Source organism: Klebsiella sp. HMSC09D12, assembly GCF_001808475.1.
GTDB lineage: Bacteria > Pseudomonadota > Gammaproteobacteria > Enterobacterales > Enterobacteriaceae > Klebsiella > Klebsiella oxytoca.
In genome coordinates this window covers 14,078-31,583 of record NZ_KV793495.1, presented here as the reverse complement: position 1 = coordinate 31,583, position 17,506 = coordinate 14,078, and the positions used below count along the sequence as shown (strand labels likewise).

The 17,506-nt window shown below is 57.5% G+C and carries 17 protein-coding genes; 2 read left to right on the top strand and 15 right to left on the bottom strand.

The genetic code is table 11. The features are described from left to right. Positions 1-141: 141 nt before the first annotated feature. The 7 genes from dedD to pdxB form a co-directional block, all read right to left on the bottom strand. The gene (gene dedD / locus HMPREF3178_RS19790) at positions 142-825 is read right to left on the bottom strand and encodes a cell division protein DedD (protein WP_004114272.1); all 684 of its coding nucleotides are present in this window, start codon (positions 823-825) and stop codon (positions 142-144) included. Beyond that, positions 815-2,083: a bifunctional tetrahydrofolate synthase/dihydrofolate synthase gene (gene folC / locus HMPREF3178_RS19785; RefSeq protein WP_070585428.1), complete on the bottom strand. Its 1,269-nt coding sequence runs from the start codon at positions 2,081-2,083 to the stop codon at positions 815-817. The genes dedD and folC overlap by 11 nt, the downstream gene beginning before the upstream one ends. Before the next feature lie 72 nt (positions 2,084-2,155). Beyond that, a complete protein-coding gene (accD, locus tag HMPREF3178_RS19780) occupies positions 2,156-3,070 on the bottom strand; it encodes an acetyl-CoA carboxylase, carboxyltransferase subunit beta (protein ID WP_016808402.1) in 915 nt (304 codons plus the stop codon). A 194-nt stretch (positions 3,071-3,264) separates the two neighbouring features. Continuing rightward, positions 3,265-3,924 carry a DedA family protein gene (locus HMPREF3178_RS19775; RefSeq protein WP_070585427.1) on the bottom strand — a complete coding sequence of 220 codons (660 nt, stop codon included), beginning with the start codon at positions 3,922-3,924 and terminating at the stop codon, positions 3,265-3,267. A gap of 27 nt (positions 3,925-3,951) precedes the next feature. After that, positions 3,952-4,764, bottom strand: coding sequence for a tRNA pseudouridine(38-40) synthase TruA (gene truA / locus HMPREF3178_RS19770; protein WP_004104154.1), 813 nt, complete (start codon positions 4,762-4,764; stop codon positions 3,952-3,954). Further along, positions 4,764-5,777 (bottom strand): aspartate-semialdehyde dehydrogenase, encoded by a 1,014-nt coding sequence (locus HMPREF3178_RS19765; protein WP_004104155.1) that lies wholly within the window; start codon positions 5,775-5,777, stop codon positions 4,764-4,766. Before HMPREF3178_RS19765 ends, truA begins: the two co-directional genes overlap by 1 nt. Before the next feature lie 63 nt (positions 5,778-5,840). Next, a complete protein-coding gene (gene pdxB / locus HMPREF3178_RS19760) occupies positions 5,841-6,977 on the bottom strand; it encodes a 4-phosphoerythronate dehydrogenase PdxB (RefSeq protein ID WP_004104156.1) in 1,137 nt (378 codons plus the stop codon). Between the two features lie 123 nt (positions 6,978-7,100). Between pdxB and flk the strand changes: the two genes are divergently transcribed. Further along, positions 7,101-8,060: a flagella biosynthesis regulator Flk gene (gene flk, locus HMPREF3178_RS19755; RefSeq protein ID WP_004104157.1), complete on the top strand. Its 960-nt coding sequence runs from the start codon at positions 7,101-7,103 to the stop codon at positions 8,058-8,060. A gap of 38 nt (positions 8,061-8,098) precedes the next feature. On the opposite strand, the gene HMPREF3178_RS19750 is transcribed toward flk, so the two are convergent. Beyond that, positions 8,099-9,274: an MFS transporter gene (locus HMPREF3178_RS19750; RefSeq protein WP_070585425.1), complete on the bottom strand. Its 1,176-nt coding sequence runs from the start codon at positions 9,272-9,274 to the stop codon at positions 8,099-8,101. A gap of 206 nt (positions 9,275-9,480) precedes the next feature. Next, complete coding sequence (fabB, locus tag HMPREF3178_RS19745; protein WP_004104161.1) at positions 9,481-10,698, bottom strand: beta-ketoacyl-ACP synthase I; 1,218 nt, start codon at positions 10,696-10,698, stop codon at positions 9,481-9,483. Between the two features lie 158 nt (positions 10,699-10,856). On the opposite strand from fabB, the gene mnmC reads away from it, so the two are divergent. Continuing rightward, the gene (gene mnmC / locus HMPREF3178_RS19740) at positions 10,857-12,845 is read left to right on the top strand and encodes a bifunctional tRNA (5-methylaminomethyl-2-thiouridine)(34)-methyltransferase MnmC2/FAD-dependent 5-carboxymethylaminomethyl-2-thiouridine(34) oxidoreductase MnmC1 (protein WP_070585473.1); all 1,989 of its coding nucleotides are present in this window, start codon (positions 10,857-10,859) and stop codon (positions 12,843-12,845) included. A gap of 63 nt (positions 12,846-12,908) precedes the next feature. Here mnmC and HMPREF3178_RS19735 read toward each other — a convergent pair whose 3' ends face one another. Genes HMPREF3178_RS19735 through prmB form a run of 6 tightly spaced genes read right to left on the bottom strand, consistent with a single transcriptional unit; the run spans position 12,909 to position 17,459 of the window. Next, complete coding sequence (locus HMPREF3178_RS19735) at positions 12,909-13,187, bottom strand: YfcL family protein (RefSeq protein WP_004104165.1); 279 nt, start codon at positions 13,185-13,187, stop codon at positions 12,909-12,911. A 31-nt stretch (positions 13,188-13,218) separates the two neighbouring features. Further along, entirely contained in the window at positions 13,219-13,767 is a 549-nt protein-coding gene (locus tag HMPREF3178_RS19730; RefSeq protein WP_004104167.1) for an elongation factor P hydroxylase, read from the bottom strand. Then, positions 13,767-14,576, bottom strand: coding sequence for a sulfite exporter TauE/SafE family protein (locus HMPREF3178_RS19725; RefSeq protein WP_064355762.1), 810 nt, complete (start codon positions 14,574-14,576; stop codon positions 13,767-13,769). The genes HMPREF3178_RS19730 and HMPREF3178_RS19725 overlap by 1 nt, the downstream gene beginning before the upstream one ends. Then, positions 14,576-15,400: a penicillin-insensitive murein endopeptidase gene (gene mepA / locus HMPREF3178_RS19720; protein WP_049127943.1), complete on the bottom strand. Its 825-nt coding sequence runs from the start codon at positions 15,398-15,400 to the stop codon at positions 14,576-14,578. The genes HMPREF3178_RS19725 and mepA overlap by 1 nt, the downstream gene beginning before the upstream one ends. A gap of 3 nt (positions 15,401-15,403) precedes the next feature. Beyond that, positions 15,404-16,489: a chorismate synthase gene (gene aroC / locus HMPREF3178_RS19715; protein WP_004104176.1), complete on the bottom strand. Its 1,086-nt coding sequence runs from the start codon at positions 16,487-16,489 to the stop codon at positions 15,404-15,406. 37 nt (positions 16,490-16,526) lie between these two features. Continuing rightward, positions 16,527-17,459 carry a 50S ribosomal protein L3 N(5)-glutamine methyltransferase gene (gene prmB, locus HMPREF3178_RS19710; protein ID WP_024274529.1) on the bottom strand — a complete coding sequence of 311 codons (933 nt, stop codon included), beginning with the start codon at positions 17,457-17,459 and terminating at the stop codon, positions 16,527-16,529. Positions 17,460-17,506 lie beyond the last annotated feature (47 nt).

Sequence of the window (17,506 nt, the reverse complement as noted above, 5' to 3'; positions counted from 1 at the left end):
GAAAACGTTTGCGTAGGGATTTCCGTGCCCTACATAAATAAAAATGGCGCTGAAAAAACATTCAACGCCATACTGCCTTTCGCCTCTTCAGGGCACGTCAGACAGGGGTTTCAGCTCGCTACTCTTTTAAAAAAGAGAGAGTTAGTTCGGGCTGTAGCCCATGACCACGCCGCTGAGTCCTGAAAGCTGCTTCAGTTCTCCAAGCTGGCCTTTAAGCTTATCCTTTGAGGTGTCCGGCCCCACAAGAATACGGGTAATTTTACCCTGCACCGGTGTCGAAGGCGATGTGTAAACCTTAAAACCGGAAGCGCGCAGCTTGCCCACAATTTCGTTGACCTTATCGGCGTTCTTCAGCGCGCCCAGCTGCACTACGTATGCTTTACCGGTCGGCGCCGGGATTTCAGCCTGCTGCTGTGGCTTAGGCGGCGGCGTCTGCGCCGCAACCTGCTGCTGCTGTGGTTTCTCTACCGGCTTCGGCTGAGGTTTCGGCTGCGCCTGCGGTTTTGGCGCGACAACCGGCTCCTGAACCACATCAAAACTGTTGTTGTTCACCGGTATGCGCGACGGATCCAACGATGGCGCCGCGGCGTCACCGGCTCTCACCTCTTCCGCCGCCCCTTCCGGAGGCTGCGAAGGCAGCGCCTGAGTCGCCGCTGGCAACATATCCGGCTCATCGCGGTCCCCTGGTTTGGGCACCAGAGGAATGGCGGCAAACTCATCCTGATAATGTTTTTTCTGACCATCCAGTAGCCCTGGCAGGATAATCACCCCCAGCGCTACCAGCACAATCGTCCCGACTAAACGGTTCTGAAACTTACTTGCCACCGGTTCTCCCCGCGTCTATTTCTTCCATTACATGCGCCACCGTGTGGAATGAACCACAGACCAGCACCGTATCTTCAGGTCTGGCATCCGCCATCGCCGCATGCCACGCTTGCGCAACGCTGGTATAGACTTTACCTGCGCGTAAATGTTCCAGCAGCTGCTCCGCCGTGGCTCCGCGCGGTCCTTCCAGCGGCGCGCAGTACCAGTCGTCAACTTCCGCCTGCAAATTCGCCAGCGTACCTGCGATATCCTTATCATGCAGCATACCAACAACCGCCAGTACGCGCCCCGTTTTCGATAAGGTTTTGAGACGCCCGGCGAGATAGGCCGCCGCGTGCGGGTTATGAGCAACGTCAAGGATCGTCCGCGGCGCTTCGCTGATTATCTGGAAACGCCCAGGCAGCATCGCGTTTTGAATGCCGTCGCGCATCGCCTGCTCCTTCACCTTAAGCCCGCTGGCGCGCAGGGCCGCGAGCGCGGTTGCCGCATTCGGCAGCGGTACCTGCGGCAGCGGCAGATCGTTTAACGCCCCCTGCCGATCGCGGAAGGACCAGCCTTGTTCACTGGCGTCGTACTGCCAGTCAACGCCACGGCGCAGGAGCAGCGCCCCTTTTTCGCTCGCCACCTCTGCGATGGTCAACGGCATATCGGGTTCGCCGACGATGGCCGGTTTGCCTGAGCGGAAAATCCCCGCCTTTTCACGACCGATACTTTCGCGATCGGGCCCCAGCCAGTCAGTATGATCGAGGGCAATACTGGTGACCACCGCCACGTCAGCATCGACGATATTGGTAGCATCAAGGCGGCCGCCCAGGCCCACCTCAAGAATCACCACATCCAGTCGCGCCTGCTGAAACAACCACAGCGCAGAGAGAGTACCGAACTCGAAATAGCTCAGGGAAATATCGCCGCGCGCGGCTTCAATTTCGGCAAAAGAGGTCGTATGCGCGAGTTCCGGCAGCTCTTCGCCCTGCACGCGCACCCGCTCGGTGTAGCGCACCAGATGCGGCGAACTGTATACGCCAACCTTGTAGCCCGCCGCCATCAGCACCGATTCCAGGGTACGGCAGGTGGTGCCTTTGCCGTTGGTCCCCGCGACCGTAAAGACAAACGGCACAGGTTTTATTACCGCCATCCGCTGCGCGACCTCGCTGACGCGCGCCAGCCCAAGATCGATAGTTTTGCTGTGCAGATGTTCCAGATAAGAAAGCCACGTAGCCAGGGGCGACGTGGCCTGAGGAATAGGTTGTTTTTCCATGATGTCCGGCAAGAGTTAGGATAACTACGCGTATAAAAAAGGGCAGCGCCGTCAGGCCTGCCCTCTGCATTATCAGGCCTCTGGTTCCTGATCCGGCACCGGTGGCACCACCTCACCTTCGTGAGCGGGTTCCGGATTTGGCGCCGGAAGATTCATTAGCTTCGCCAGAATGCTGGCCAGCTTCAGACGCATTTCCGGGCGGCGAACGATCATGTCGATCGCCCCTTTCTCAATCAGGAACTCACTGCGCTGGAATCCTGCCGGCAGCTTCTCGCGAACGGTCTGCTCGATAACGCGGGGACCGGCAAAGCCGATCAGCGCTTTCGGCTCGGCGATATTCAGATCGCCCAGCATCGCAAAGCTCGCCGAGACACCGCCCATGGTGGGGTCAGTCAGCACGGAGATATACGGCAATCCGCGCTCCTGCATTTTCGCCAGCGCAGCGGAGGTTTTCGCCATCTGCATCAGCGACATCAGCGCTTCCTGCATACGCGCGCCGCCGGATGCGGAGAAGCAAATCAGCGGGCAGTTGTCTTCCAGAGCCTGCTCAACCGCGCGGACAAAGCGCGCGCCGACCACAGAGCCCATTGACCCGCCCATAAAGGAGAATTCGAAAGCTGCGGCAACAACCGGCATAGCATGCAGAGTGCCTTTCATGACCACCAGCGCGTCTTTTTCGCCAGTCTCTTTCTGGGCTGAGGCCAGACGGTCTTTATACTTTTTCGAATCGCGGAACTTCAGCACATCTTTCGGCTCGAGCTCGCTTCCCAGCTCCACGAGGGAACCTTCGTCCAGCAAGCTATGCAGGCGGTTGCGCGCCGACATACGCATGTGGTGATCGCACTTAGGGCAAACCTCCAGGTTGCGCTCCAGCTCTGCGCGGTACAATACCTGACCGCAGCTGTCGCACTTGGTCCATACACCTTCAGGGATACTTGCCTTACGGGTGGGGGTTATATTGCTTTTAATTCGTTCAATCCAGCTCATTGATAACCTTTCTACCTGAACCTGGTCGATGCCAGTTTTGTCGCAAGGGGCGCATAATGCCATTTTTGCCCCTCACAGACCATGAATGTTGCACATTAAATCATAACATCCCGTAACATGGGATAAAAAAGTGGTCGAACCGCTCACACTTCACTCTTCGGACGGCGGCATACCGTCCGAAGATCGTCGCCGCGTTATTTCGTCTGTTTCGCCGCCGCCCGCTTGTGGCGGATGACTTCAATGACGCCAGGCAGTACGGACAGAACAATAATCGCGACGATCAGCAGCTTAAGGTTTTCCTGTACGATCGGCAAATCGCCAAACAGATAACCCGCATAGGTAAATAACAGTACCCAAAGCAGCGCGCCAACGACGTTATACATCGCAAAATGACGATAGGACATATGCCCCATTCCCGCAACAAACGGCGCAAACGTTCTGACAATCGGCACGAAACGGGCCAGGATGATGGTTTTGCCGCCGTGGCGTTCGTAGAAGCTATGGGTCTTATCCAGATAGCTGCGGCGGAAAATTTTCGAATCGGGGTTGCTGAAAAGCTTTTCACCGAACAGCCGGCCAATCGTGTAGTTCAGCGCATCGCCAACAATCGCCGCAATCACCATCAGCAGCACCATTAAATGCACGTTGAGATCGTTAGTCGGCAGCGCGGAGAGCGCTCCTGCCACAAACAGCAGAGAATCCCCCGGCAGAAACGGCGTGACCACCAGGCCGGTTTCGCAGAACAGAATCAAAAACAAAATCGCGTATACCCAAATACCGTACTCCGCGACCAGCTCAGCCAGATGCACATCAATGTGCAGGATAAAATCGATTAAAAAGTGAATCAGATCCATAATTTGCGTTAGCCCTTAATGACCAGGTTAGTCCGCCAAAAACAGCGGGCCCATCGGCATGACAGGGAGGTCGTAGCGCGCCGGGTAATCCACCGCCACCAGATACAATCCTTCCGCCTTTGCCGTTGCGGCGGCAAGCGTCCTGTCTTTTGCCGCCAGAAGTTCTGCAATCCAGCTCTCTGGCTGGTTACCGGCACCTACTTCCATCAGACTGCCGACAATATTCCTTACCATATGATGTACAAAGGCATTCGCTTTGATGTCCACCACCACATATGCACCATAACGAGTGACGTTAATGTGCATCACGTTCCGCCACGGCGTGCGCGACTGGCACTGCACCGCACGAAACGAGGTGAAATCATTCTCTCCCAGCAGGCACTGAGCGGCGCGCTGCATCCGTTCTGCATCCAGCGGGTGATAATAATGGGTTACGCCGCGGCTCAATACCGCCGGCCGCAGACGATGATTATAGATAACATAACGATAGCGGCGCGCGGTGGCGCTGAAGCGGGCGTGAAAATCCTCAGGAACCCGCTTCACCCAGCGAACCGCGATATCGCCGGGTAAATTGGCATTGACGCCCAGGGTCCATGCGGCATCCTGACGCTGCGAGCGCGTTTCAAAATGCACGACCTGGCCGGTTCCGTGAACGCCGGCATCCGTACGGCCCGCGCAAAAAACGTTAACAGGCTCGTTCGCTACCTGCGAGAGCGCCTTTTCCAGCTTCTCCTGTACGCTGCGGACTTCGTTCTGCCGCTGCCAGCCGTAGTACTTGCTGCCATCGTATTCGATGCCCAGCGCGATTTTGTAGACCGGCGGCTGCTCCATCTCAGACATCAGTACAAATACTCCTGAACCAGCTTCTCAGCGATTTTCACCGCCATCAGCGCGCCGCCAAAACGAACGTTATCGGCGACTGACCAGAACTGCACCTGTTCAGGCATACCATAGTCGTTATGCACGCAGCCGACGGAAAGGCGGGCGTTGCCGGAAGCATCCCCGACCTGCGTCGGGAATTCGCCCTCTTCGGACAGCTCGATATCTTCCCCGCGGCTAAAGGCATCGCGCGCCTCTTCGGCCGCCAGCGGACGCTGCGCTTCAAAGCTCACCATCTGCGCGTGGCCATAGAACACCGGCGACTGCACGACGTTAGCGGAGATCATCAGACCGTCATCCTGCAGTATCTTGCGGGCTTCATCGACGATACGTCGCTCTTCGCGCACGCTTCCTTCACGATCGGGCAGCAGCGGCAGCATATTGAACGCCAGCTGGCGGCCGAAGAAATCATCGTCATCGATTGGCATACCATTGAGTAATTTAGCGCTCTGGCCCGCCAGCGCATCAACCGCTTTTTTACCGTGAGCGGAAGCAGAAAGCAGGCTGGTTACGCTTATACGCGACAGACCGCCCTGATCGATCAACGGTTTTAACGCCGACAGCAGCTGGCTTGTCAGGCTATTCGCTACCGCGATAACGTTACGGTTGCGGTAATCCGCCAGTACGAACGGGTTAACATCCGGCACCACCAGCGGCACATCCGGCTCCAGAGCAAACAGACCGCTTAAGTCAATCACCAGGCAGCCCGCGTTCGTGGCCTCTTCGACATACGCTGCGGTCGCTTCTACACCCGCGGCAAAAAATGCCAGCTGGGCCTGGGTCCAGTCGAACTCCGCCGCATCCTGTACGAGAACCGACTTGCCCGCAAAACGCAGATGTTCACCGGCGCTGTCGCTACGCGCAAGGGCATAAATATCCCCCACCGGGAACTGACGATCGGCAAGAGTTTCGAGCAGGGCTTCGCCTACGGCGCCCGTTGCGCCCAGTATGGCAATATTCCAGCCTTCAGACATGGTGGTGTACTCCAGAAAAAAAGCGGCCCTGCCGGATTATCCAGCAGGAGCATTAAGATGATATTAACGAACAGGATGATGTACGGCGTTAAAGCCAAGCTGGCGCAGCAGCGTCGCCGCCTGGGCATCACTACACTGCACGTACAGCGAAGACCATTCGCGACGTTCCTGGTAATTCTTGCGCAGCTTATCGAACTCGCCCGCAACGCCCGCGACTTTTCGCAGCGGCGCATCATCGCGGCGCACATCATACACCAAATGCGCCAGCCGTTTTAGCGTTGCCTGATCGAGCGGCCCGTGCAGCGTAATGCGGCCAAACTCCGGCGCCGGTAGCAGCGTGTCCAGCGCCACCTGCTGCGGGTGGCCAATAAACGCGCTGTAGGCCTCAAAAACCTGGGTCGTACCGCGCGCTTTTCCTTCAAGGGTGTAGCCGGCAATATGCGGCGTACCAATATCCACCCGCTTGAGCAGCTCGATATTGAGGTCCGGCTCCGGCTCCCAGACATCCAGCACCACGCTTAACGGCTGATTTTCCTGTAGTCGTTTAAGCAGCGCAGCGTTATCCACCACTGCCCCACGGCAGGCGTTGATTAATATCGTCCCCGGCTTCAGGCGGCGAATCAGCGCCTCATCCGCCAGATGCAGCGTTTTATACTGCCCTTCCTTATAGAGCGGCGTATGGAAAGTCAGAATATCGGCTTCCTGCACCAGCTCGTCAAGAGGACGGAAGTCGCCCTCATCGCCGCGATCGGCGCGCGGGGGATCGCAAAGCAGCGTTTTAATTCCCAGCGCCTCGAGACGTTTGTGCAGGCGCCCGCCCACGTTGCCGACGCCTACGATCCCGACGGTACGGTCGCGCAGCGCAAAGCCATCGCGTTCAGCCAGCATGAGCAGCGCTGAAAAGACATATTCCACCACCGCGATAGCGTTACAGCCCGGCGCCGCGGAAAAACCGATTCCCGCCCGCTGCAGCCACGCCTGATCGACATGGTCGGTGCCTGCCGTTGCGGTGCCAACAAATTTGATAGCCTTGCCGGAGAGCAGCGCTTCGTTAACTTTGGTGACGGATCGCACCATCAGCGCATCAGCGTCATTGAGCGCTTCGACCGGAACGGGACGACCCGCAACGGCCTTCACTTCCCCCAGGCGGCTAAAAAGCTCACGCGCATAGGGCATATTTTCATCAACGAGGATTTTCACGGTTCAGTACCTGTCTGAGAGCGAGAGTAAACCGGGGAAGTGTGCCATAATCTGCCCGCCAGGAACATCACCACCCGGCCCTGAGTACAGTAATTTAGTACAGCACTACGCAAAGGATTAATCATGACGCATCCCGTTTCAGGTATGTCCGATCGCCCTCCGGGGACAGGCGAACCTCCGCTCACTACCCAGCAGCGCACCGCGCTTGAGCGGCTCATTACGCGCCTGGTGGCGTTAACATCGCAGCAAAGTGCGGAAGTGTGGGCCTGCGTAAAGCACGATCTGAGCCTGAAAAACGACGCCCCGCTGTTGGCAAGCCATTTTGCGGCCGCCGAACACAGCCTGAACCAGCGCTTAATCCTTGCCCAACAGAATCACCACCGCCGGCAAATCCTGGCGCAGCTGAGCGAACTGCTGAACCAGGGTAATAATCGTCAGGCGGTCAGCGATTATATTCGTCAGCATGACGGTCAAACCGCGCTGCATGCGCTCACTCAGCCGCAGCTGGAGAATGTTTTGCAACTGCTGCAAAGCGGCCAGCTCTCGATTCCTCAGCCGCAGCAGCGCCCGCCAACTCATCGTCCACTGCTGCCAGCGGAACACAATACGCTCAATCAACAGGTGACCAAACTGGCAGCAGCTACCGGGGAGTCCAGCAAGCTCATCTGGCAGTCGATGCTGGAGCTAAGCGGCGTCAAAAGCGGGGAACTGATCCCGGCGACCCACTTCACTCCCCTCTCTTACTGGCTCCATGCGCGGCAAACGCTCAGCACGCAGGCTACGCCGACGCTGATGTCATTGCAGGCCTCCTTGAAGCAGCCGCTTGAAGCCGCGGAGTGGCAAAGAGTGATGGATTTTGCGCAAACCAGCTGGCACGCAACGGCGCAAACGCCGCTAAGCGCAGCCCAGCTGCTGACGCTGCTGAACAAAATTTTCGTGCTCAGGGTCGCCAGAGCGCAAGAGACGCTGGCGATCCCGCCGGTTCAGGCGCCGCCTTCATCGCCGTGGCTGGCGTTTAAAAAGCCCTGGGCTATCGCGTTGACGCTGCTCGCGGGGCTTATTTTGCTGTGGTTGGTGATTTAACCGCCTGTTCGGCCCGTATACCGGGCCGAACAAAAGGCCTATTTACGCAGCGATACCAGCGTAATGAGGATCCCCAGCACGGCGCATATTGCCGCCGCCAGGAAGACGGAAGAATAGCCTAAAGAAGTCGCAAGCAATCCGGTAAGCGGGCCGGTGACGCCGTAGGAGATATCCTGAAACGCGGCGTAGCCGCCAAGCGCCGTTCCTCGAACCTGCGGCGGTACCCGCTTCACAACCTCTACGCCCAGCGCCGGGAAGATAAGCGAGCAACCGCAGCCGGTTAGCGCCGCGCCCGCCAGCGCGACCCAGGCATTGGGCGCCTGCCAGAGCAGCGCCAGGCCTACCGCCTCAATCAACAGCGAAACGATGGCCACTTTCACCCCACCGAAGCGGTCCGGCATCCAACCAAACAGCACGCGCATCAGCACAAATGCTCCACCAAACGCGGTTAAGGTAAAACCGGCCATCGCCCAGCCGTTGCTGGCGAAATAGAGGGAGACGAACGTGCCTATCACCGCGAAACCGACGCCCTGCAGTCCAAGACCGATACCGGGCCGCCAGATCATTCCCACCACGCTCCACAGCGACGGACGCTCGCCGCCGTGGGCGGGAATTTTACGCACCGTGCCGTTAATTGCCCACGCCACCAGCGGCAGCACCATGGTGACGCCGGCCAGCGCTGCAACGCCGTAATGGCTGTAGATCAGCAGCCCCAGCGGAGCTCCGGCCGCCAGCGAGCCGTATATCGCCATGCCGTTCCACGACATCACTTTACCTGAGCGCATCGGGCCCACCAGCCCCATTCCCCAGCTTAAATTGCCGGTGAGCAGCTGGCTTTCACCAAACCCCAGGATCAGACGGCCCAGCACCAGCAGGCCAAACTTCGCCATTACGGGGACCGGCAGCAGCGCGGCGCATAGCCAGGCACCTCCAGCCAGCGCACAGGCCAGCATCCCCTGTAGCACAGAGCGTTTCGCGCCGTACTGGTCCGCCAGGCGACCTGCATAGCCGCGGGTTAATACGGTCGCCAGAAACTGGATACCAACGGCGATACCAACCATGGTGTTGCCGAAGCCCAGTTCCTGATGAACGAACAAGGGGATAACCGGCAGCGGCAGGCCAACGGTCATATAGGTAAGAAAAACGGCGAAAGTGATCCGAAACAGCGAACCATTCGCTGAAGGCATTTTTTTTGTTTCAGTGACTGCGGACATGCTTTACTCCAGTTCGCAGAGTAAGGCGAGGTGATGGCCACGCCCTCTCCACCTGATTATCAGGTTTAAGGCGCGTTGGATGACGTTAAACGCTTACGCATTATCTGAGAGAATAATGTTGTGGCAGGAGTTTGCCTTTACACCCAGGGGTCTGTCAAGAATACAAAAAAGGGGAGCCGGCAGGCTCCCCTTGCAAAGCGTGCTCGTTATGCGCTGTATTTACGCATCACCAGCGTGGCGTTAGTACCGCCAAAGCCGAAGCTGTTAGACATTACGGTAGTCAGCGCACGCTCGGTCGGCTCGGTCACAATGTTCAGACCAGCTGCCTGTTCGTCCATCTCTTCAATGTTGATGCTCGGGGCAATAAAGCCGTGTTCCAGCATCAGCAGAGAGTAGATAGCCTCCTGTACGCCAGCGGCGCCCAGGGAGTGACCGGTCATCGCTTTGGTCGCGGAGATAGCCGGGCTGTTATCGCCGAAGACTTCGCGAATCGCCCCCAGCTCTTTCACATCGCCTACCGGCGTAGAGGTACCGTGGGAGTTCAGATAGTCAATTGGCGTATCTACGCCTTCCATCGCCATCTTCATGCAGCGAACCGCACCTTCACCGGACGGGGCAACCATATCTGCGCCATCGGAAGTTGCGCCGTAGCCAACGATTTCAGCATAGATGTGCGCGCCGCGCGCCAGAGCATGTTCCAGCTCTTCAACCACAACCATACCGCCGCCGCCAGCAATAACGAAACCATCACGGTGGGTATCATAAGTACGGGAAGCTTTATCCGGCGTTTCGTTATATTTGGTGGACAGCGCGCCCATCGCGTCGAACTCACACGCCATCTCCCAGCACAGCTCTTCGCCGCCACCGGCAAACACGATATCCTGTTTGCCCAGCTGGATTTGTTCCACAGCATTACCGATGCAGTGCGCAGACGTTGCGCAGGCGGAGCTGATGGAGTAGTTCACACCGTAAATTTTGAAAGGTGTTGCAAGGCAAGCGGAGACCGCGGATGCCATCGCCTTGGTCACCACATAAGGACCTACAGCTTTCAGGCCGCGCGGGCTGCGCATGGCATCAGCGCCAAAAACCTGAGACTTAGAAGAACCGCCAGAACCGGCAATCAGGCCCACGCGCGGGTTTTGCTGATAGACCTCATCTTTCAGGCCTGCATCTTCAATCGCCTGCTGCATGGAGAGATAGGAATAGATAGAGGCATCGTTCATGAAACGAACCACTTTACGGTCGATCAAACCGGTTGTATCCAGTTTAACGTTGCCCCATACGTGGCTGCGCATTCCCGAATCTTTAAACTCTTCAGAGAAAGTGATCCCGGAGCGTCCTTCACGCAGAGATGCCAGGACTTCCTGCTGGTTATTACCAATACTGGAAACGATGCCCAGGCCAGTAATCACTGCACGTTTCATTCAATACCTCTGTAAGTCGCACTATATTAAGTTTCGAGTCGCACAATAGCGTACACTTGTACGCCGAACAAGTCCGATCAGCCAATTTGTGTATAAATTTGCGCCCTCAGGCACACATCGTTAAGATCGTTCTACGCCTTGTGATTCGAGTAACTTACGTGAAACAAAACGCCATACAACCTGCCAACCTGGAATTCAACGCTGAGGGTACACCTGTTTCCCGAGATTTCGACGATGTCTACTTTTCCAATGACAACGGTCTGGAAGAGACGCGCTACGTTTTCCTCGACGGCAACCGGCTCAACGAACGCTTTTCAACACATTCACGTCCGTTATTTGTGGTTGCCGAAAGCGGGTTCGGTACCGGCCTTAACTTTCTGACGCTGTGGCAGGCGTTTGACGTTTTTCGCCGCGATAACCCTCAGGCTACCCTGCAAAGATTACACTTCATCAGTTTCGAAAAATTCCCGCTGCGCGCGGACGATCTGCGCCTCGCTCACCAGCACTGGCCGGAGCTTGCGCCCTGGGCCGAGCAGCTGCAGGCCCGTTGGCCACTGCCGTTTGCCGGCTGTCATCGACTGCTGCTGGACGAGGGCCGCATCACGCTGGATTTATGGTTTGGCGATATTAACCAGCTGACCAACGAGCTGGACGACTCGCTCAATCAGCAGGTAGACGCCTGGTTTCTGGATGGCTTTGCGCCCGCCAAAAACCCGGACATGTGGACGGCGGAACTCTTTGCGGCAATGGCTCGCCTGGCGAGACCCGGCGGCACTCTGGCCACCTTTACCTCCGCAGGTTTTGTGCGCCGCGGGCTGGAGGAAGCCGGTTTCAGCATGCAGAAACGCAAGGGCTTTGGCCGCAAGCGAGAAATGCTCATCGGGGAAATGAATCAACGACTCAACTTTCCCGCGCGTGCGCCGTGGTTTGCCCGCAGCGGCACCGAACAGCGCGATGCGGCGATTGTTGGCGGAGGGATCGCCAGCGCCCTGCTCGCTCTGGCGCTGCTGCGGCGCGGGTGGCAGGTGACACTATACTGCGCCGATGACGCTCCGGCACAAGGCGCATCCGGCAATCGCCAGGGAGCGCTCTATCCGCTGCTCAGCCAGCACGACCCCGCCCTGGCCCGCTTTTTCCCCGCTGCATTTACTTTCGCTCGCCGCCTCTACGACGATCTGCCGGTCATGTTCGATCATGACTGGTGCGGGGTGACGCAGCTGGGCTGGGATGAAAAAAGCGCGCATAAAATTGCCCAGATGGTTGAGCTTAATCTGCCGCCGGAAATCGCCCTCGCCGTTAATGCGCAGAGCGCTGCGGAACAAGCAGGAGTGGAAACCGGCTGCGGAGGAATAACCTATCCCGCCGGAGGCTGGCTGTGCCCCCAGCAGTTAACCGCAGAACTGTTGGCGCTCGCCGCCACTCGCGGATTACGGGTTCACTACCGCTATCCCGTAGAGACTATCAGCGCGGACAATACCGGCTGGCAATTAAACGATCGTCAGTTTCATGAAGTCGTGGTGCTGGCCAATGGCCATCAGGTAACCCGCTTCAGCCAGACGGAGCATCTTCCGATGTATCCCGTCGCCGGCCAGGTCAGCCATATACCAACAACGCCAGGGCTATCGTCTTTACGCCAGGTGCTGTGCTACAACGGCTACCTGACGCCGCAAAACCCGCACAACCAGCAGCACTGCATCGGCGCCAGCTATCATCGTGGACAGACGGATACCGCGTTTAGCGCCGACGATCAGCAGCAGAATCGACAGCGTCTGATAGACTGTTTCCCGCAGGCGCAATGGACGCGGGAGGTTGACGTAAGCGCGAATGAGTCCCGCAGCGGCGTGCGCTGTGCGACGCGCGATCATTTGCCGATGGTCGGCAGCGTGCCTGATTATGACGCGACCTTAAGTGAATATGCCTCGCTGGCTGAACATCAGGATAAGGCCGAAGCAGCGCCGGTTTACCGCAATCTTTATATGCTGGGAGCGCTGGGTTCGCGCGGCCTCTGCTCCGCCCCGCTCGCGGCAGAGATCCTCGCGGCGCAAATGAGCAATGAGCCATTACCGATGGATCAAGAGACGCTAGCTGCGCTGAATCCGAACCGGCTATGGGTAAGAAAACTGCTGAAAGGGAGAGCGGTGAAATAATAGCGGAGGAACCGTGCCCGGCGGGATGAACGCCGGGCGTCGGCTTAAGTAAGCGCTACAGAACTACGCCTGCATCGCCTTCTGATACAAACTGTCCCACATTCCCTGCACCAGTATCTGATCCGGCGGCGACAGTTCGCCCGCGCTGATGGCTTTTTCCAGGCTTTGGGTCACTTTATCATGCACCGCCTGCGCAGTATGCTCCCCTTCTCCTTCCAGCTCGGCCACCGCCAGCGTCAGGTGGCCGCGCAGATAACCGCCGGCAAACAGTTCATCATCACTGGCGTGGTCTACCATATTGTCAATTAACGCCAGAATGCGTGATTCAAACTCCGCGATCATCTTCTTTCCTCATATTATGTAAAGCGTGGCCTTAGTGCAGGTCTTCCGGCCACGGGAACTGTTCTGCCGTCAAAGGCGGCGTTTGGTAATATTCTTGCAGCGCCTTGATAAAACGCGCGGGACGCTCAGGGATCCCTTGCTCCAGGTAGATCATGACCTGGGCATGTACCCGCCGCTGAAAAGCGATCCGATCGGGTTCAAAATCCCCTTCCAGATTGTCGCAGCTGACGTTAAACGGATATCCCGCTGCCACGCAAAACAGCCAGTCGAACGCCTGAGGTTTCACCTCGACGTCTTCAAATTTTGACTGGGTCATCGCGTCGCGCCCGTCCGGGCAGTACCAGTAACCGAAATCAACCAGCTCGCGGCGCGCCTTTCCGGCAATGCACCAGTGCGAAATCTCGTGCAGCGCGCTGGCATAAAAGCCGTGGGCAAAGACGATGCGGTTGTAGGGCACCTCTTCATCTGCTGGAAGATAGATCGGTTCGTCATCGCCTTTAATCAGACGGGTATTAAAATCAACGGCAAAACAGCCGTCGAAGATTTCGATCAGCTGTTCGTATTTATGCGTACTGTTCATTAGTTCATCCCCAACCAGCGGAGGAGCTCCTGTCCATGGCTATCATAAAGAAGTTTCGCGCTCATCACCGCCGACACCACAACGATCATTGGCCGAATCAGTGACTGTCCTTTGCTCAGCACCAGTCGCGATCCCGCGCGAGCGCCGATAAACTGCCCGGCCATCATCACAAAGCCGGTCGCCCAAATCACCTTACCGCCAATAATAAACAGCAGCAGGCCGCCAACGTTGGACGTCGCGTTAAGCAATTTTGCATGCGCGGTCGATTTCGCCAGATTGAACCCCGCCAGGGTGACGAAAGCCAGCGCGTAAAAGGATCCGGCGCCCGGGCCAAAGAAACCATCGTAAAAACCGACGCAGCCGCCAGCCACCAGGGCAAACGGCAGACCGTACAGACGTCGCTGCCGGTCCTCTTCGCCGAGTTTCGGCATCAGCAGAAAATAGAGGCCAATGCCGATAACCAGGATTGGCAGTATCTGTTTGAGAACATCAGACTGGACGTGCTGGACCAGCAGCGCGCCGCCGGTCGAGCCGAGAAAGGTCATCAGAATATTGAGCTTCTGGTCGGCCAGATTCACTACCTTGCGGCGGATGAAATAAAGCGAAGCGGACAGCGACCCGCCGCAGGCCTGCAGCTTATTCGTTGCCAGCGCCTGCGCTGGAGGAAGACCCGCCGCCATCAGGGCCGGGACGGTTAATAGCCCGCCACCGCCCGCCAGGGAGTCAATAAATCCCGCCAGAATGGCCACGAAAAACAGCACCACCATTACCGTCGGCGACACCATAAAAAGATCGATAAAACTATCCATTAAAGAACATGCTCATCCAGTAGCGCCTGGCAGGAAGGCGGCAGCGGAGGCGGCGTCTTCTTCACAGGTGGGGTTGATCCTGGTTTAGGGGGTTCAAACCAGCTTTGCAATTCCGCACCGCAGCCATCGCCGGCCGGTGGCGGAGCCTGATCTTCGCACTCAAGGCTGCCTGCCGGACAGCGCAGGCGCACGTGCATATGCGCCCGGTGCTGGAACCATGGGCGAACTTTGCGTAGCCAGTCGCGATCGTTACCGGCATCCAGGCACAACTGCTGCTTAATTGCCGGGTTGACGAAAATACGCGTGACGTCGCTATCTTCCGCCGCCATCTTAATCAACTGGCTAATTTGCGGGCTCCACAACGACGGCACGACGCGCTTACCATCGCGGGCCACCAGATCCAGCGCCTGCGGCTTCAGCAGCTGAGCTGAACTCCAGCGCGCCTGCGGAAGCTGCAGAAAAATATCGACGTCAAGCCCGGACTGATGGCTGGCATGACCGCCGTTGAAACGCCCCCCGGCTGGCATCCCCATATCGCCAATCAGTACCGTTCCCATACCTCTGTTATACGCCTGGTTGCTTAGACGCTGAATAAACTGCACGAGATCCGGATGGCCGAAGTAGCGGCGCTGATCGGTACGCATCACCTGATAGCCGGTGGCGTTTAACGGCAGCGCCTGCGCGCCAACGATGCAGCCATTGGCAAATGCACCGATCGACTGCGGGCTGCCGCTGATGGGCTGGGTGATTTTCTGCCACGGCGTTGCCGCCAGGCTGGTACCGCTGGCGAGAAGCGCCAGCAGTGCGATAACGGTTTTTTTCATCTATTACCAGCGTGGAATTGATGTCGTCACGTCGCCATTTTGCGCGCGCTGACGCATAAAGTGATCCATAAGCACGATCGCCAGCATCGCTTCGGCAATCGGTACCGCACGAATGCCAACGCAGGGATCGTGACGCCCTTTGGTGATCATCTCGACTTCTTCGCCAGAGCGATTAATCGTATGTCCCGGAACGGTAATACTGGAGGTAGGCTTCAGCGCAATGTTCGCCACGATCTGCTGACCGCTGCTGATACCACCGAGAATGCCGCCCGCGTGGTTGCTCTGGAAACCCGCTTTGGTAATTTCATCGCGGTTTTCGCTGCCGCGAAGCTTCACCACCTCAAAACCATCGCCAATTTCCACGCCCTTCACCGCATTAATGCTCATCAGCGCGTGCGCAATGTCCGCATCGAGGCGGTCAAATACCGGCTCACCGAGCCCCGGCGGAACGCCATCGGCCACCACGGTTACTTTCGCTCCGATGGAGTCGCCCTCTTTTTTCAGGCCGCGCATCAGTTCATCGAGCGCTTCAATTTTCTCTGGATCCGGACAGAAGAACGGGTTTTGTTCAACCTGTTCCCAATCTTTGATAGCCAGAGGAATATCCCCCATCTGGGTCAGGCAGCCGCGAATCACAATCCCGAATTTCGCGGCGAGGAATTTCTTGGCAATCGCTCCGGCAGCCACGCGCATAGCGGTTTCACGGGCAGAGGAACGACCGCCGCCGCGATAGTCGCGCAGGCCATATTTCTGTTCGTAGGTGTAGTCAGCGTGACCCGGGCGGAAAACGTCTTTAATCGCGCCGTAATCCTGAGAACGCTGATCGGTATTCTCAATCAGCAGACCAATGCTGGTCCCGGTAGTCACCCCCTCGAATACGCCGGAGAGGATTTTAACCTGGTCCGGTTCGCGGCGCTGGGTAGTATAGCGCGATGTTCCCGGACGTCGGCGATCGAGATCGTGCTGCAGATCGGCTTCGGTTAGCGGAATGCCGGGCGGTACGCCGTCGACGATACAGCCCAGCGCCAGGCCGTGCGATTCGCCAAACGTCGTGACGCGAAAGAGTTGTCCAATTGTGTTTCCTGCCATCACGGCTCCGTTCTTGTCGTTATGTTTGCGTGTTGTTTTAGTCTTTATAGATGCCGAAATGCGCGCGGGCGGCAATCAGCTGCGGTTTAGTCAGCATAAAGACGCCATCGCCGCCGTTTTCAAACTCCAGCCAGGTAAATGGAACGTCAGGATACTGTTCCATCAGATGTACCATGCTGTTGCCGACTTCACAAATCAGGATACCGTCATCGCTGAGATAATCCGGCGCGCAGGCCAGGATCCGCCGAGTTAGCTTCAGGCCATCGCTACCGGACGCCAGGCCGAGAACCGGTTCATGACGATATTCACCCGGCAGGTCGGACATATCTTCTTCATCGACGTACGGCGGATTAGTGACGATCAGATCGTATTGCACCTTCGGCAGGTCGCGGAACAGATCGGAGCGAATTGGCGTCACGTGGTGAATTAAGCCATGGTCTTCTACGTTCTGCTCGGTAACGGCCAGCGCATCAGGGGAAATATCGACCGCATCGACTTCCGCTTCCGGAAAAGCGTAAGCGCAGGCGATAGCGATACAGCCGCTGCCGGTGCACATATCGAGGATGTGCTGCGGATAGTGGTCAATCAGGCCGGAAAAATGGTTATTAATGAGTTCGCCAATCGGCGAGCGCGGCACCAGCACGCGCTCATCGACGTAAAACTCATGTCCGCAGAACCAGGCTTTGTTGGTCAGATAAGCGACCGGAATGCGTTCGTTAATGCGGCGAATCACGCGCTCAACGATGCGGTGTTTCTCACTGGAAGTCAGGCGCGCGGTGCGCATATCTTCCGGAATATCGAGCGGCAGATACAGCGACGGCATCACCAGCTGCACCGCTTCGTCCCACGGGTTGTCGGTACCGTGTCCGTACCAGATATTTGCAGCGCTGAAGCGACTAACCGCCCAACGCAGCATGTCCTGAATGGTATGAAGCTCATTAACGGCTTCATCAACAAAAATTTTATCCACGCTATCCCCCAGGGCACGCTCTGCTATAAATTCGGCGGCTAGTTTGC

Bases quoted from the DNA above. Each gene is read 5' to 3' on its own strand.
- folC (WP_070585428.1), bottom strand. From the start codon at position 2,083: ATGGAAAAACAACCTATTCCTCAGGCCACGTCGCCCCTGGCTACGTGG.
- accD (WP_016808402.1), bottom strand. From the start codon at position 3,070: ATGAGCTGGATTGAACGAATTAAAAGCAATATAACCCCCACCCGTAAG.
- HMPREF3178_RS19775 (WP_070585427.1), bottom strand. From the start codon at position 3,924: ATGGATCTGATTCACTTTTTAATCGATTTTATCCTGCACATTGATGTG.
- truA (WP_004104154.1), bottom strand. From the start codon at position 4,764: ATGTCTGAGATGGAGCAGCCGCCGGTCTACAAAATCGCGCTGGGCATC.
- HMPREF3178_RS19765 (WP_004104155.1), bottom strand. From the start codon at position 5,777: ATGTCTGAAGGCTGGAATATTGCCATACTGGGCGCAACGGGCGCCGTA.
- flk (WP_004104157.1), top strand. From the start codon at position 7,101: ATGACGCATCCCGTTTCAGGTATGTCCGATCGCCCTCCGGGGACAGGC.
- HMPREF3178_RS19750 (WP_070585425.1), bottom strand. From the start codon at position 9,274: ATGTCCGCAGTCACTGAAACAAAAAAAATGCCTTCAGCGAATGGTTCG.
- fabB (WP_004104161.1), bottom strand. From the start codon at position 10,698: ATGAAACGTGCAGTGATTACTGGCCTGGGCATCGTTTCCAGTATTGGT.
- HMPREF3178_RS19735 (WP_004104165.1), bottom strand. From the start codon at position 13,187: ATGATCGCGGAGTTTGAATCACGCATTCTGGCGTTAATTGACAATATG.
- HMPREF3178_RS19730 (WP_004104167.1), bottom strand. From the start codon at position 13,767: ATGAACAGTACGCATAAATACGAACAGCTGATCGAAATCTTCGACGGC.
- HMPREF3178_RS19725 (WP_064355762.1), bottom strand. From the start codon at position 14,576: ATGGATAGTTTTATCGATCTTTTTATGGTGTCGCCGACGGTAATGGTG.
- mepA (WP_049127943.1), bottom strand. From the start codon at position 15,400: ATGAAAAAAACCGTTATCGCACTGCTGGCGCTTCTCGCCAGCGGTACC.
- aroC (WP_004104176.1), bottom strand. From the start codon at position 16,489: ATGGCAGGAAACACAATTGGACAACTCTTTCGCGTCACGACGTTTGGC.